This window comes from Paenibacillus macquariensis (assembly GCF_900156375.1).
GTDB lineage: Bacteria > Bacillota > Bacilli > Paenibacillales > Paenibacillaceae > Paenibacillus_AQ > Paenibacillus_AQ macquariensis.
Map to the genome: position 1 here is coordinate 225,210 of NZ_FTNK01000001.1, position 15,731 is coordinate 240,940.

Sequence of the window (15,731 nt, forward strand, 5' to 3'; positions counted from 1 at the left end):
ACCGTCCTTCAAGTCAATTAGGACCACACAGGAATACCACTAATACATAGATTGTCTCCCAATTGTTCTACTTCCAATGATTCTAATCTAACGGCATCTTTCATCCATTCACTACCTTCAAAAGAAAAACTACTAGGTGCGTTTATCCCCCCCACAATTTTGGGTGCTAAATAAATCATAATTCGATCAATCAGTTTAGCTTCTAGCATCGCTCCATTCAATGCTCCGCCGCCCTCAAGAAGAATGGAACCTATTTGCATGGCACCCAACTTTTCAAGAGCTAGTGATAGATTCACTTGCGGACCAGCACCGCATGATATGACAGTCACACCCGCTTCATGTAGCTTCTCTGCATTTGAAACATCCATCTGCTCAGTAGTCAATACGATAGACTGAGCTACTCCATCACGTACGACATTAGAATCTAATGGGATGCGGAGTTTGGAGTCTACAATAATGCGAATTGGACTCAACCCTTCCACAGAAAGACGTGTAGTCAAATGTGGGTTATCCTTCACAACCGTCTCCACACCTACCATGATCCCTTGATGCCGATGTCGTAATGTATGAACTTGTTCACGTGCCATTTCATTAGATATCCATTTACTGTCTCCTGTTTTGGAAGCTATTCTGCCATCCAACGTGCTGGCCGTCTTTAATGTGACGTATGGAATTCCTGTCGTAATATACTTGATGAATTTCTCATTAAGTTTCAATGCTCGTTCTTGCAGCAATCCAACTTCTACCTCAATCCCTTTCTCTCGAAGCATGGCAATCCCCTTACCAGCTACTTGAGAATTAGGATCTAAGCATGCAACTACAACCCGCCTGACTCCTTCTTTTATCAGACGTTCACTACACGGTGGTGTCGTTCCGTAGTGACTGCAAGGTTCTAAGGTAACATAGACCGTACTTCCCACGGACTTCTCACCAGCCATATTTAAAGCATGAACTTCTGCATGTGCGGTACCACGTTCTAAATGCGTTCCCAGACCGACTAAGACCCCATCTTTTACGACAACACAACCTACAACAGGATTAATATGCGTCTGTCCCTGCGCTCGTTCAGCCATATCTAGTGCGAGCGTCATATAAAACTCATCGTTCATAATTTCCAATATCTTTTCACCTCAACCTTCACCTCAACCTTATGTTTCGTGAACCTTTATCAGAAAAACACGGCACATAGAAAAACCCCTTACCTGATGAAAGATACTCATCCGTTAAGGGGTTGGAATATTGAGAGTCAAATAGAATACACAAATATAAAGTCAATGGACAATTACCCAAATAGACCACAGCAAATGGAATAAAATTTGCTTGCGGAACAAATGTGAAAGTCGTCACATACTCTTGTGTTTTATCTTTGAACACTTACGCGATCACTTTATGATTTACGTAAGTTGCTCTCCTTCTCCCATCCAGACTTTACTGTCGGTCCCGGAATTGCACCAGGTCCACCGTACGCTACATACATCAGCGCCCGGGTCACGGACTAAGCCTCATCGTGTGCATAAGTATGCTATAAACGATCAGACATCACCGCCGGTAGGGAATTTCACCCAACCCCGAAGGATAAATCAATATGAAATTGTATTTATGTACGAATATTAACATCAAAAAATCAAAAAAACAAGAGTAGTAAATTATTGAGACCATCATAACTTGTCCTTATTATTCAACGCCAAAAAAGCTAATCCCCTAGGAGATTAGCTTTTTCTGATATTTTATAAACTTACGCTTCGTCCCAAACTTTAACTTCTTTCATTTTGTCATTTGCTTTGATACTGTCAACAAGTTCGATTCCACTTGTTACTTTACCAAATACAGTATGAACGCCATCTAAGTGTGGTTGTGGTGCATACACGATAAAGAATTGGCTACCACCAGTATCTCTACCTGCGTGAGCCATGGACAATACGCCTCTAGCATGTTTAGTTGTGTTGCTAGATGCTTCACATTTGATTGTATATCCAGGTCCGCCAGTACCGTTTCCAGTTGGGCATCCGCCTTGTGCCACAAAGTTAGGAATTACACGGTGGAAACTTAGACCGTTATAATATCCGCTATTTGCCAATTTCTCAAAGTTAGCCACCGTGTTCGGTGCTTCTTCTGGTAAAAACTCAATTTCTACTACGCCGCCGTTTTCTAATTCGATTGTACCTTTTTTCATAATTATCCATCTCCTTAAAATATGATGTGATTACATTTAAACGCAATACTTAAAAAAGCATTTCTTGCATTATTAACAGACATCCTATAGTTTACTATGAAACATTACCTTAAAGCAAAACAAACACAGTCATCATAAGCAAAGGGATCAATCCCTGCGTAAACCCGCAAGAATTAATCCCCTATCTAAAGCTATCTCAGGCGTATACAACAGCTAAACCTAAGGCTTATTTCAATACTGCTTGCTTTCGAATTCGTTCAGGAATAAGATCGTTCCCGATAATATTTTGGAAGCTTTCACGCTGTACAACAAGATCGCTTTCGCCATCTTTAACAAACACAATCCCTGGACGACGAATCCGGTTATAATTGTTTGCCATAGAATAGTTATACGCTCCTGTACAAGACACAGCTAATAAGTCTCCGCTTTCGACTTCAGGAAGTTTAACATCCCAGATTAACATGTCACCACTTTCGCAACATTTACCTGCAATGGATACGATCTCTTCCTCAGCGTCATTTGCCCGATTAGCAAGAACTGCTTCATATTGTGATTGGTACAACGCTGGGCGAGGATTATCCGTCATTCCGCCATCAACAGCAACATATTTGCGCACACCCGGAATATTCTTTTGGGTACCGACAGTATACAGGGTTGTCCCAGCATCTCCTACGATACTGCGTCCTGGTTCTACCCAAATCTCTGGCAACTGATTAGAGATACCTGCAAAGTGTTCTTTAACCGCATCTGTAATTGCTTTAACATATTGGGAGACATGTAGTGGTGTATCGCCATTAACATAACGGATACCGAATCCACCACCAAGATTGACCACTTTAAACTCAACATTAAGTTGTTGCTTAACACCACGAGCAAATTCAGCAACTTTTTGAACAGCCATTTGGAATCCTTCTACTTCAAAGATTTGAGATCCAATATGGGAATGAACACCAAGTAGTTCAATGTTAGATTGCTTAGAAGCAGTCTCCACCCCTACAAAGGCAGAACCATTTCCAATATCGAACCCGAATTTGGAATCCGTCTGTCCTGTAGAGATATATTCATGTGTATGAGCTTCAACACCTGGGGTAACACGAAGAAGAACTTTAACACGTGCATTCTTCTCAAGCGCAATCGCTTGTAGCAAATGTAACTCAATCAAATTATCGACTACAAAGCAGCCAATTCCTGCATCGATGGCCATTTCGATCTCATCTGGTGTTTTGTTATTTCCATGGAAATGAATACGCTCAGCTGGAAATTCTGCCTGTAAAGCCGTATATAATTCACCTTCTGATACGACATCCAAAGACATTCCTTCTTGCTCAACTACCGCACACATTGCCATTACACAAAACGCCTTGCTTGCATATGCTACCTGAAATTGAAGACCAGATGCTTTAAAAGCTTCAACATATTCTTTACAACGATCGCGAACTAATTGTTCATCAACGATATAGAGTGGTGTGCCAAATTCAGCTTTAAGATTAACAACATCACAACCACCAATTTCTAAGTGTCCATTTGCATTTATTTTACTTGTACCATGTAAGAACATTTCAGCAATCCTCCACATTTTATGGAAATAATAAATTATTCCATCTGAGTTTTCATCAGTATAGCAGACTCCTGAAATAAGAGTAAATGGATTAATTTGCAGATCATTTATATTAATTAACGTAGATCTACTCATTACCCTGTTGAGGTGGCATCCGTGTATTATCCCTCGGCTTATTGAAAGAAGGGCGTTTCTTATTCGTCAACACGGGCATACGGAACAATATTTCAGCCATCGCCTTTGCATTAAAAGGTATAAATGGCCATAAATATGAAGAGTTGTACGATCTATGCAGCGTCAATAAGAGAACAAGCAACGTCGATCCAATCACTAATCCAGGGACTTTAAAGATAGCCACAGCAACAAGCAAAACAAGCCGAACAATTCGATTAGCGAGACCGAGCTCATAACTTGGTGTTGCAAACATTCCAATCGCAGCAATGGCCATATATAAGACAACTTCATTGACAAATAGACCTGTTTTTACTGCGACGTCCCCTACTAGAATTGCTGCAATCAAACCCATGGCTGACGCAATGGAAGTTGGGGTATGAACCGCTGCAAGTCGGAGCAAATCCACACCAAATTCCACCATAAGGAACTGGGCAATTAGAGGGATTTTCCCAAGCTTATCCGGACCTATAAAGTCTAAACCAGCCGGTTTCAGTTCGGGGTGAAGAACAAGTAACATCCATAGAGGAAGTAGAAACATGGAAAAGAAAATCCCTAGAAACCTAATCCACCTTAGGTACGTTCCGATAAACGGCGTTTGTCGATTCTCTTCTGCATGCTGACATAAATCAAAAAATGTTGTAGGCATAATCATGACACTTGGTGAAGTATCTACGAATACAACAATTCTTCCTTCGAGCAGATGTGACGCTACAACATCTGGACGTTCTGAATATCTCACCAATGGGTAAGGATGCCATCCTTTATTAATGATAGCTTCCTCAAGTTGTTTATCACCAAGCGGGATACCGTCAATTTTAACGCCTTTAATCTTCTCTCGAATGGTATCTTTTTGCACTTTATCCACAATATCATCAATATAAGCAATACATACATCCGTACGCGTTCTTGTACCAACTTGAACAATTTCATATTTCAATCCAGGGTCTCTTATACGGCGTCGAACCAATGACACATTTGTGAGTAACGTCTCCGTAAAGCCATCTCTAGATCCCCTAACCACACGTTCGATGGACGATTCAGATGGAGTACGAGAGGGATAAGTACGCGTATCTACCAAAACTACAGTGCTATCACCTTCAAAAAAGAAAGCACTCATACCTGTAAGTACTTTATTAATAGCCTCACTTAATGCCGTCACTTTTTCCACTTGAATATGAGGTATGTATTTATCAAAGAATGACTTCATAGCTTCTGAGGAGACTTCTCCTTGATCAATAAAGGTCAATCTCATGAGAATCTCAGTCATGATATTGCTATCTGTAAAACCATTTATAAATAGTATCCCTGTTTCAATGCCACCAAAGTTCATTTCCCGGAGAACGACATCAAATGAAGTACCTAATCCCACGACCTCGTTTAACACCTTTATAAGCTGTTTTAGATCACCGGTGAATTCATCATTATCCTGCCAATATATAATCGACTCTTCAATCGAATCCGACATTTCGTTGTCTCTTTTATCCTGAAGTTGTTGTTGACTTGCATCGTCTTTCTTTACAGATTCGTCTTCCGTAGGTGCTTCTGTTGACATCTGGACTCACTCCTTATACGTTATCTATCTTCGGAACACATACCAATCAAATAGTGACCCTGCCACTTTCCCGACAATCATTGCCATTAATAAACCTAGCAAGTAGTTCCTCATATGAAGACGCTTAGCCAGGATCGGGAGCACATTCAATACTTCAGTTAACGCCGCTGCAAGAAGACCTACAAACACACCAAAGAATAAACCTATAATTAACCCCACAAGCGGATTAAATGAACCTTTCCAGTTCCAGAAGTCACTCACCGTACCAACTAAAGACCCTACGATTAAGGCCCCTTCATACCAATGTACTTTATGATACGAGTGGGTTAACTGCGCAAGTCTTGGTATGATATCGAGGACCAGAATAAAGGCAATAACACCACTCCCGACAGCAATTCCTCCTGCGACACCTAACAATATTTCAATAAGCCACGTCAATATCGTCATGATGGATGCTCATCTTGCTTCGCCTGCTTCGTCCCTACTCTCTTATACTCTTCAGCAACTACGAATTGATCAATATTCTCTTGATAAAGGAACATTTCAACTTCTAGCGGCGTAGGTTCTTCATTCCATTTCTTTTTAAAAAGATGATTAAAAAACACAACCATACCGAATCCAATCCCAATCGAATAGGATGTTTGAAAAAGATATGGATGTTCATCTCGCTTCCCTGTGATCATCTCCACAACCTTGATTTGAACTTCCATCATGTTCACATCCGCATGAAAATTCATAATCGTAAGTGCAGAACCAAAAAACAACAATAACCAAACAAGTAAAAACAGCGGAATGGAGGGTTTCTTGGGGATTCCAACAATTTCAACAATCACCTGTTGAAGTCCAATCGACTCGATAAAGACATTGGGTATGACTTTCTTCACTCGCGGTATAATTTGCATTAAATCCATAACAAGCATGTTTCCATCTTTTGGGAGAGGAAGAACTAACTCTAGGCTGAATAACCTCTCTTCCCACTCCGGTTCACTCAGAATATGAGCGATATCTCCAAGTTTTATCATCTTATCCCGAGGGATCTGGACACGCTTTTTGAGTTGAAGATAAACCGTGGGAGTGGATGGCTTTGCCATAACAATCACTCCTATTCTGCTAAATTATCGTTAGTATGGTAAATAACTGTGTTTTTTAGTCAGGACGATTTGGAAATATACATTTTTCTTCCATCATTCCTTGTTTTGAGTAGCTGAATCATAAAAACACAAAAAAGATAGCGTCATCAGAAGAAATCTGATGATGCTATCCTTTTCATTCTTAATTAGTGGACATTCAAAAAAAAGCGGAGCCCCTAGCTAAATCAATAGCTAATGGGCAACCTCCTGAAAATGTACTCTATTTATTAAGGTGATACGGTACGGTTGTAATCACAATATCCTTATGATTAACCAAAAAAGTACGAATAAGTAAGCTAGACTGATTGTGTAAAATATTTTGCCACCAATGCTTCGTAATGAACTGTGGAATAACGATAGTAATATGATCGGTTGATGCTGTTTTCCATTCAACGGTTTCTATAAACCGTATTAGTGGTTTGACCACACTTCTATAACGTGAACGAAGTACGATTAGACGCACACCTGGATTCCATTCCGCCCATTTCTGTTCCATCTTTTGAATCTCTTCTTCATCAAAACCAATATATACCGCTACCACATTATCCGATAATGAGCGAGCATAACTGATGGAATTAAGTACGACTCGAGTAATCCCAGAGACCGGCACTAAGAATGTGCTACCTTTGATTGTTGGCTTATCCACGTCAAGTTGAATACGTAATTGATCTGCTGTATTCACATAATGGCGATGAATTCTCATAAAGAGAAGCATAACTAACGGTAGGAATATAAATACCATCCAGATATGCGAGAATTTCGTGAAGATAAAAATAAGCGTGATGGATAACGTCGTGATCATACCAATCGTATTCACAACAAAACGTTGTATCCATGCTGATGGTTTTGTTTTATACCAGTGAATCATCATGCCAAGTTGAGACAGGGTGAAGGGAATAAATACGCCGACCGCATATAGCGGTATTAAGCTACCTGTATCTCCATGGAATGCCGCAACAAGGACTGATGCTAGAACTCCCAGAATGATTATCCCATTAGAGAAACCTAGACGATCCCCACGAACCATAAACATATGAGGCATGAACTTATCCTTAGCTAACATAAAAGAGAGCAAGGGAAAAGCGGAATACGCTGTATTAGCGGCTAAAAAGAGAATGAGTGCAGTAACGCCTTGTATTGCGTAATAAAGAAATCCACGACCAAATACTGATTGCGAAATCTGCGAGACAACGGTCACTTTGGGATCAGGTGTCACACCATACCAATAGGCCAACAGACTTATACCAATAAACATCGCTCCAAGAATAAGGCCCATCATCACTAATGTCTTAGCCGCATTTTTTTCAGCTGGCTGTTTAAAATTCGGAATCGCATTGGATACCGCTTCAACACCCGTCAGTGCAGAGCATCCTGAACTAAAGGCTTTCAAAAGCAAAAATAAACTTATATTAGATACTGCCGAACCAAGTTCCGGAATCGCCGCATGGACATCCCCTGTAGCATACTTAAACACGCCAGATATAATGAGTACAAATATGGAAACGACAAACAAATATACCGGAATAGCAATAAATGAAGCTGCCTCTGTAACGCCACGCAAGTTAATAATCGTCAGAATTAAAATGACCGTAATTGCAATCGCTACACTATAGTCGTGAAGAAAGGGAAACGCCGATGTAAGGGCATCCGTTCCAGCCGAGGCACTTACCGCCACGGTAAGAATGTAATCAACGAGTAAAGATCCACCTGCCATGAGTCCCACAGGAACACCTAAATTTTCCTTTGCAACAATGTATGCTCCCCCACCCTTAGGGTAAGCAAATATGGTTTGTCTATAAGAAAGAATAAGGATAGCCAACAGCCCAAGCACAGCTACAGAAATTGGAATTGAGTACCATACAGCTGAGAATCCAGCCACCATAAGTACGATTAATATCTGTTCCGTACCATAAGCGACTGATGACAAAGCATCGGAAGAAAGAACCGCGAGTGCTTTGAATTTACTTAATTTCTCATGATCGAGTTCGTCTGATTTCATGGGACGTCCGATCAAGAGACGTTTTACTTTGCTAACCATTTTAAAATATCCCCTTTTCATACAACTAGTAACAGCTATGCTGTGCGCCTATTCGGGGAAGGTTAGCTTGCGGTTCTTTCCACATAAAACCCGTACGGAGGATTCCCCACAGTTAACAATATGGTCAAAACCCACCAAAGCTTACGAGGTTAGCTGTCGGATTCGGACTGTGGAATAGCCCTACATAATCAAGTCACCTACCACTTGATTTACGATTCACCCCATTTGGCATGAAGCCAACGTTTGGTTCCCCCGCTTTTCCTTTATAGAAAATTCAGCGCATATACAACTTATCACGAGAGCTAATTATAATGCGCATGAACGAATCTGTATATATGAAATTACATGAAAACGAATGGAATTATTGTGGAATTATCTGAAAAATCATAATTGTGTATGAATAACACATCAAAAAAACCTGAGATTATATTCTCAGGTTTCTTTGATGTGTTATTGGGCAATCTGTTCACGTATAAGCTGAAGGATCTTCTTTTCCAATCGAGATACCTGTACCTGAGAAATTCCAAGTCTGCTTGCTACCTCAGATTGTGTCTGATCTCGATAATACCGAAGATAGACAATCAGTTTCTCTCGTTCAGACAATCCCTCTATCGCTTCATTTAGTGCCAATTTATCGAACCATTTATCTTGAGATTCATCCGCGATCTGATCCATCAACGTAATCGGATCTCCATCATTCTCGTAGACGGTCTCATGAATGGAAGTTGGAGGTTTGTTCGCTTCCTGAGCGAACACAACTTCTTCTGGCGTAACTCCAAGGTCGTCCGCTACCTCTTTAATCGTCGGCAGTCGATTTAACACCTTCGAGAGCTCATCCTTTTTCTTACGCACTTTATTGGCCATTTCCTTCAATGATCGGCTCACTTTAAGTGTTCCATCATCACGTAAGAAACGTTGGATTTCTCCAATTATCATAGGAACAGCGTAGGTAGAGAATTTCACATCATAACTCAGATCAAATTTATCAACGGATTTCAAGAGACCGATACAGCCGATTTGAAACAAGTCCTCTGGCTCATATCCTCGGTTCATGAAACGCTGCACAACCGACCATACGAGACGAATATTACAGTGTACTAGTGTATCCCGGGCTCCGTTATCACCCGATTGACTAAGTGCAATAAGGCGTTTGACTTCTGAATCTTCCAAGTAGGTTTGCGAAGCTTTCTTCACATCAGCATCCATACGTCCAACCCCTAATTATATAAAGCTTTCTTGGATTCAATCCTTTTCTTCATCCTAATCGACGTGCCCACTCCGGGTTCGCTTACGACTTCACATTCGTCCATGAAATTCTCCATGATCGTAAATCCCATCCCTGATCTTTCTAACTCAGGTTTAGATGTATATAACGGTTGTTTTGCGAGATCCAAGTCTTCTATCCCGTGTCCACGATCCTCCACGGTCATGGTGACTGTATCTCCTTCGATCTCTGCTGTAATGGTGACCGTTCCTGTGGAATCAGAATCATATCCATGAATAATGCAATTGGTTACCGCTTCCGACACGACCGTCTTCAGATCACTAAGCTCATCCATTGTAGGATCTAGCTGCGAGATAAATGCAGCCACCGTGACTCGAGCAAAAGATTCATTCTCCGATTTGGCTGCAAACGTAAGCGTCATGAAATTGTGAGCTAAGGCCTGTTCTTCACTCATGACACAACCTCCAGACTTGAGAGTGCATCGCTCTCGCTTTCATAAATAGGCATAATCTTGAACAACCCCGACATCTCCAATAGACGGAAGACAGGTTTAGTTGCGTCGCATACAGCCATTTTACCGCCCTTACTCTTAATAAGCTTATACCTTCCAAGAATCACACCTATACCTGAACTATCCATGAATTGCAGATCTTTCAGACTTAGAACAATATGATCGGTCTGCCGACTATGAATAGCATCATCTAGCTTAGTACGAACATGATCCGCAGTATGATGGTCAAGCTCCCCTATGAAACGGACGATGAGTACTTGACGGTGATGTTCCATTTCCATTTGAAGATTCATATTTTGCTCACTCTCCTCCTTGTCATAAACAAAGAGTTCTAGAAATGAAAATCATATTCCTGCATCACGACAAAACTAGAAGAAATCTGCTATCAATCAACAAAAAATAACTTAGCTGTCGTACGCTTGAACATCGTCCACCAACCAGCCTTTTCAACCTTGCTTGGAGACTTCAATTCAAACTTCTTAATGACTTGATCTCCTTGATATACGACTAGGTTCCCTAGAACCTGCCCTTGCTCAATTGGAGCCTTTAATTCTGGTTCTAATTGTAGTTCGTGCCTAACTTTTGAAGCATTCCCGATTTTCTTCATCAGAACACTATATTGTTGTCCTGCGACAAGTTCAATCTCTTTGCTCTTACCCTTTGTAATCTCAGCTTTCCCCATCACGTCACCCTCTTTAAAGATGGTTTGTTTCGTATATTGGGAGAACATGAAATCAAACATCTTAGATACTTCACTATTACGAGTCTTCGTATTGGGTTCTCCCAAAACGACAGATATGGCTCTTAAGTCACCACGTACAGCCGTAGCAGATAAACAAAACTTAGCCTCTGAAGTATACCCAGTCTTCAAGCCATCTGCACCTGTATAGAATCTCACCAGTTTATTCGTATTCACTAACCAGAAAGGACTCTTCGATTCTTTTCGTAAATAGTCCTGATACGCACCTGTATATTTAGTAACTTCTTTATGCTTCAGTAACTCACGACTAATGACTGCAATGTCATGGGCTGAAGAATAGTGATTCTCCGCAGGAAGTCCATTACAGTTGCTGAAATGCGTATCTTTAAGACCTAGCTCAGTCACGCGATTATTCATCATTTGTACAAAGGATTCTTCTGAGCCTGCAATGTGCTCCGCCATAGCTACAGATGCATCGTTTCCAGACGCCATAGCGATACCTTTGAGCATTTCATCCACAGACATCTCTTCGCCAGGCTCAAGAAATATTTGTGATCCACCCATAGAAGCGGCATACTCGCTCGTCCGAACTTTGTCTGTAAGTTTAAGTTTCCCTGAATCTATTGCCTCTAACGTTAACAGCATGGTCATGATTTTAGTAATACTAGCAGGCGGAAGCTTATCATGACTATTCTTTTCATAAATAATCGTGCCGGTGTCCGCATCCATCAGAACCGCAGATAAAGCGCTCGGAGCAAGCTCTGTTTGGGTCTGACTAGCAGCTTTCTTCTTTTCCTCAGCGGCGTACCCGTTCACTGGAAAACTAAGAGAAACAAGACATAACACCGTTACAATAATCAGTAACATTTTTTTCAAAATAAGTCCCCTCCTGACGTGAGATTAGTTATTACAAAGAACTCTGTCGTTGTAATAACGTACCTTCCCTTCAGTGTCGTCAGATTAGGCGTAAAATATTCCATTAACATCCTATTTTGATATGAATATTTTTAAAGACAACAAAAAATCCACAGAAAACATTTCCTGTGGATCTATCTATCCAAAAATATTTGTTAGAATCGTTGTATACCATCTCGCGTAACAATGAAGAACAGCTAATGTTTCACCCGCTTCTACACGTTCTCTCGGCTTCGCTAAGGCTGAACCATCTTCCAAATGTCCCTTTAGAATAACACGGGCTTCCTCTTCATTCTTAGCTTTACCACCAAGTACTAACATAGGAGATCCAAGAATTCAACAGAGAAGCCTGTAATCGATCCAAGCTTATCGATGGTCCCACCCGTATGGCCAAGACCACGTCCTGACATTTTGGCTACAGGTACTCCCGCAGCCGCTACCAAAGGAGCTCATACGATCGTCGTCTTGTCACCTACGCCACCCGTTGAGTGTTTATCAACCTTGATTTCCTTAATACTATCTGATCACCAGATTGAGCCATTTCAAGCGTTAAATCACCTGTCTCACGAGGTGTCATGCCTTTATAATATACAGCCATTGCCCATGCTGACATCTGATAGACATATCCCCTTATGAAATACATTTGTGGAAATATAAATGTCTCATTAATCAATATTCCCTACTTATAACGTTCCACTATGAATGGGATCATCCCATGATCTGCGGAAATTATGAATAGATCATCTCAACGAAGAACGCGGATGGTGGTCATCATATTGTTCCTTCATATTCTTTTTCGTGAGAGAACTATATACTTGTGTGGTTGAAATATCTGAATGCCCCAACATCTCCTGAACAGATCTTAGATCTGCACCATTATCAAGTAAGTGTGTTGCAAAAGAATGGCGTAACGTATACGGGGTGATATCCTTCTGTATACCTGTTTCTTTAGCATATTTCTTAAGGATTTTCCAGAATCCTTGGCGTGTCAATCGACTTCCTAGCGTATTTAGGAAAAGCGCAGGTTCTTCCATATTCCTCTTCAGAAGCTTCTCACGGCTTTCCTTCATATATATATCTAAATAATTAGCAGACATCTTATTCATCGGAAGAATTCTTTCTTTACCCGAAGTCCCCATGCAATGTAGATATCTTAATTCTGTATGAATATGTTGCGTATCTAATGATACGATCTCGGAGACCTTCATCCCTGTCGCATACAAAAGCTCTAACATCGCTTTATCTCTCATCCCTTGTATCCCTGAGGAATCCGGAGCTGATAACAAAAGCTCAACCTCTTCAATGCTAAGCACTTGAGGCGCTGTCTTCACGATCTTAGGTGTCTCCATTTGGAGAGATGGATCTTGTCCCACCAAAGATTCTCTTTGTAAGTATTGAAAAAAAGACCGTATGGAAACCGTCTTTCGTGTGAGCGTTGCCGCTGTCCGACCTTCTTGTTTGACAACGCCTAAGAAAAGAATGATGTGACTTCTATTAATCTGTTCGAGAGAGGTAATACCTCGTTCCTCGATAAAGACCAGAAATTGAGCCAGATCTCTTTCATAACTTTCCAACGTATTCTTAGATAATCCTTTTTCTTCATCCATATAACGAATATAGGGTGCTAGATGGTGCTTCATGGGGCATTGCACTCCTTTTTTTAGGTAGATGAAGCTGACAACCGTCTTTGCCTTCATAAATGATTATTTTGTATTCGACAAAATTCTTCAAACTCCTGCATCGCGCTATCCCTATCCCTTGCCACCTTTATTCACCATACCAGTAATAGAAGCGGAGCCGCTCCCCCATACTCGTATCCATGTTTCCTTGCCCATCTACAGCCTGAAATGCTTTGACAGCATACCCTTTGGGGATTCTATATTGATCTACAGGTGTAATCCACTCACCAAAAATACCTAAAAAATGATAGACCAAGTACGTCAATGCTATAAATACAATAACAGATCGAATAAAAGCAAGGCATTTACGTAAAGAAATAACCATCGAACCCCTCCTCTTTACCAAGAACATATGAAAGAGGATCTATCATTATGACAGGTATTAGATTCGGATTAACATGAAGTTGAAGTATAAGTATACAGCAAAAAGCTCCCCCCAAACAAATCTTGTGCTGGTGAGAGCTTGGTCTAGCTATTCATATATTTACGAATGCATACATTAAGATTCTTTGTTATTACCCAAGTTTTTGTCATTACACCGACTACAAATACCATGGAAGTCAAGTCTATGATCTGACACAGTGAAATTATATTCCCTGTCCAGACGTTCCTCCAAAGGACCAAGCCAATCTTCACGAATCTCATCCATACGTCCACATTGGACACAAATCAGATGATGATGATGATGCTTAGCAGTATCAGTGCGTAAGTCATATCGAGCTACACCGTCACCAAAGTTAATCTTCTCTACAACATGAAGTTCACTAAGTAGTTCAAGCGTACGATACACTGTCGCTAAACCAATCTCAGGGGCAATTCCCTTTACTAACATAAACACATCTTCCGCACTAAGGTGGTCTTCTTCGTTCTCTAAGAGAATTCTGACTGTAGCTTCCCGCTGGGGTGTCAGCTTATAGCCCTGGGATTGTAGCTGTTGTTTGATTTTATCGATCCGAGCCTGCATACTCTCCCCCCTAGGAAATACTGCCTTATTAATCACTTCTTTCATTATAGGGTGAGTCTATAAATAATGTCAAACGCATTTCTAATATAAAAATGAGAGTGTTGTTGATTTACTAGCATCGGTATTACCCATCGCATCATGCATTACCATTCAGCTATATTCGCCTTAAATCATAACTCTAACTATCCATATTTTAAAATATTTAGAAAATCCATAGATCTTTATGGCTATGTGCGAACTTTCACCATAGGCTATACACGCCAATATGTCAGGATCTAGCACTTCTTTGCAATCCGTTACAAGTCGGGGATGACTTCTTGCTGAAGATCTCCTAGCAAATAATATAATTTCACTAGAAACATTATCGAGAGTGTCCCTGTTTTTCCATTAAATTTGGTGAAAAAAATAGAGGCTTGTGCTACATGGGCTTTTGAAATAAGCAATTGGAGATTTTTTAATAATTCATTTCCTTTATATAAAGGTGTCGATTCTCGAAACGAACCTATTTGAACATCTATAATAAGTAATGCCGTATGGGTCCCGATCATAAATATTCACTCCTTAACCATTATTAACGGAAAATTTCAAAAAATTTTCTTTAGCATACCCATATTGATGGGAAAACAGCACAGATATCCTCGCCAGCTAGAATCCTTTCAAACGAGTTAGGGCAAGGTATGTTGTGGGACTGCGCTATAAGTAGCAGCGTTCATAAAAAGGAGGAGTGAGATTAGATGACTAAAAACAATACACGTAATCGAAACGTTGGTTCTGATCGAACCACGACCAATGATGATGGCGTTGACACTGGAAATGCTGTAGGAACCGTGGGTGGTGGTGCTGTTGGTGCTGTCATGGGTTCCGCTTTGGGTCCTGTTGGAACCATCGTAGGTGGCATCGTTGGCGCAACGTTGGGCAATAAAGTGGGTAAAGCTGTTCAAGATGACGACAACGATACACACCGAACAGAATAAACAGGCGCTGGTAAAGATTCAGGTTATATCCTTACCTAAACGTTAAAAAATGCTCTACCAGTTTATACCGGTAGAGCATTTTTTATATTATTAAAGGGGATCTCTAAATATTAGAGGATGAACCTTAAAGGGAGATTG

At 40.7% G+C, this 15,731-nt stretch carries 17 protein-coding genes, 1 pseudogene and 2 riboswitches; of the genes and pseudogenes, 1 reads left to right on the top strand and 17 read right to left on the bottom strand.

From position 1 onward, the window contains the following. Nucleotides 1-17 precede the first annotated feature (17 nt). The 17 genes and pseudogenes from ribD to BW961_RS01010 form a co-directional block, all read right to left on the bottom strand. The gene (gene ribD / locus BW961_RS00930; RefSeq protein ID WP_068590105.1) at nt 18-1,118 is read right to left on the bottom strand and encodes a bifunctional diaminohydroxyphosphoribosylaminopyrimidine deaminase/5-amino-6-(5-phosphoribosylamino)uracil reductase RibD; all 1,101 of its coding nucleotides are present in this window, start codon (nt 1,116-1,118) and stop codon (nt 18-20) included. Between the two features lie 287 nt (nt 1,119-1,405). Next, nucleotides 1,406-1,580: riboswitch (FMN riboswitch) on the bottom strand. A gap of 155 nt (nt 1,581-1,735) precedes the next feature. Then, nucleotides 1,736-2,173: a peptidylprolyl isomerase gene (locus tag BW961_RS00935; RefSeq protein ID WP_068530251.1), complete on the bottom strand. Its 438-nt coding sequence runs from the start codon at nt 2,171-2,173 to the stop codon at nt 1,736-1,738. A gap of 226 nt (nt 2,174-2,399) precedes the next feature. Next, nucleotides 2,400-3,731 (bottom strand): diaminopimelate decarboxylase, encoded by a 1,332-nt coding sequence (gene lysA / locus BW961_RS00940; protein WP_068590103.1) that lies wholly within the window; start codon nt 3,729-3,731, stop codon nt 2,400-2,402. Nucleotides 3,732-3,858: 127 nt separating this feature from the next. After that, nucleotides 3,859-5,457: a spore germination protein gene (locus BW961_RS00945; protein WP_068590101.1), complete on the bottom strand. Its 1,599-nt coding sequence runs from the start codon at nt 5,455-5,457 to the stop codon at nt 3,859-3,861. A gap of 24 nt (nt 5,458-5,481) precedes the next feature. Then, entirely contained in the window at nt 5,482-5,904 is a 423-nt protein-coding gene (locus tag BW961_RS00950; protein ID WP_068590098.1) for a stage V sporulation protein AB, read from the bottom strand. Further along, nucleotides 5,901-6,548, bottom strand: a complete 648-nt coding sequence (locus BW961_RS00955) for a stage V sporulation protein AA (protein WP_068590095.1) — start codon at nt 6,546-6,548, stop codon at nt 5,901-5,903. The genes BW961_RS00950 and BW961_RS00955 overlap by 4 nt, the downstream gene beginning before the upstream one ends. 259 nt (nt 6,549-6,807) lie before the next feature. Beyond that, nucleotides 6,808-8,625, bottom strand: a complete 1,818-nt coding sequence (locus BW961_RS00960) for an APC family permease (protein ID WP_068590093.1) — start codon at nt 8,623-8,625, stop codon at nt 6,808-6,810. A gap of 123 nt (nt 8,626-8,748) precedes the next feature. Beyond that, nucleotides 8,749-8,915: riboswitch (cyclic di-AMP (ydaO/yuaA leader) on the bottom strand. A gap of 160 nt (nt 8,916-9,075) precedes the next feature. Continuing rightward, nucleotides 9,076-9,831 (bottom strand): RNA polymerase sporulation sigma factor SigF, encoded by a 756-nt coding sequence (gene sigF / locus BW961_RS00965; RefSeq protein WP_068590091.1) that lies wholly within the window; start codon nt 9,829-9,831, stop codon nt 9,076-9,078. A gap of 11 nt (nt 9,832-9,842) precedes the next feature. Then, the gene (gene spoIIAB / locus BW961_RS00970) at nt 9,843-10,304 is read right to left on the bottom strand and encodes an anti-sigma F factor (protein ID WP_068590088.1); all 462 of its coding nucleotides are present in this window, start codon (nt 10,302-10,304) and stop codon (nt 9,843-9,845) included. Beyond that, a complete protein-coding gene (gene spoIIAA / locus BW961_RS00975; RefSeq protein ID WP_068590086.1) occupies nt 10,301-10,654 on the bottom strand; it encodes an anti-sigma F factor antagonist in 354 nt (117 codons plus the stop codon). Before spoIIAA ends, spoIIAB begins: the two co-directional genes overlap by 4 nt. 92 nt (nt 10,655-10,746) lie before the next feature. Then, nucleotides 10,747-11,937, bottom strand: coding sequence for a D-alanyl-D-alanine carboxypeptidase family protein (locus tag BW961_RS00980; RefSeq protein ID WP_068590084.1), 1,191 nt, complete (start codon nt 11,935-11,937; stop codon nt 10,747-10,749). A gap of 177 nt (nt 11,938-12,114) precedes the next feature. Beyond that, nucleotides 12,115-12,297 carry a hypothetical protein gene (locus tag BW961_RS00985; RefSeq protein WP_068590082.1) on the bottom strand — a complete coding sequence of 61 codons (183 nt, stop codon included), beginning with the start codon at nt 12,295-12,297 and terminating at the stop codon, nt 12,115-12,117. Beyond that, nucleotides 12,297-12,652, bottom strand: a pseudogene (locus BW961_RS00990) (hypothetical protein); the annotation flags it as partial. The gene BW961_RS00985 and the pseudogene BW961_RS00990, both read right to left, overlap by 1 nt. A 64-nt stretch (nt 12,653-12,716) precedes the next feature. Then, nucleotides 12,717-13,616, bottom strand: coding sequence for a site-specific tyrosine recombinase XerD (gene xerD, locus BW961_RS00995; RefSeq protein ID WP_068590080.1), 900 nt, complete (start codon nt 13,614-13,616; stop codon nt 12,717-12,719). Between the two features lie 127 nt (nt 13,617-13,743). Then, complete coding sequence (locus BW961_RS01000) at nt 13,744-13,980, bottom strand: DUF4227 family protein (RefSeq protein ID WP_068590077.1); 237 nt, start codon at nt 13,978-13,980, stop codon at nt 13,744-13,746. Nucleotides 13,981-14,154: 174 nt separating this feature from the next. Next, nucleotides 14,155-14,619, bottom strand: coding sequence for a ferric iron uptake transcriptional regulator (fur, locus tag BW961_RS01005; protein ID WP_068590076.1), 465 nt, complete (start codon nt 14,617-14,619; stop codon nt 14,155-14,157). 296 nt (nt 14,620-14,915) lie between these two features. Next, nucleotides 14,916-15,167, bottom strand: coding sequence for a cysteine hydrolase family protein (locus BW961_RS01010; RefSeq protein ID WP_068590074.1), 252 nt, complete (start codon nt 15,165-15,167; stop codon nt 14,916-14,918). A 186-nt stretch (nt 15,168-15,353) separates the two neighbouring features. Between BW961_RS01010 and BW961_RS01015 the strand changes: the two genes are divergently transcribed. Continuing rightward, complete coding sequence (locus BW961_RS01015) at nt 15,354-15,593, top strand: glycine zipper domain-containing protein (RefSeq protein WP_068590072.1); 240 nt, start codon at nt 15,354-15,356, stop codon at nt 15,591-15,593. Nucleotides 15,594-15,731: the final 138 nt, after the last annotated feature.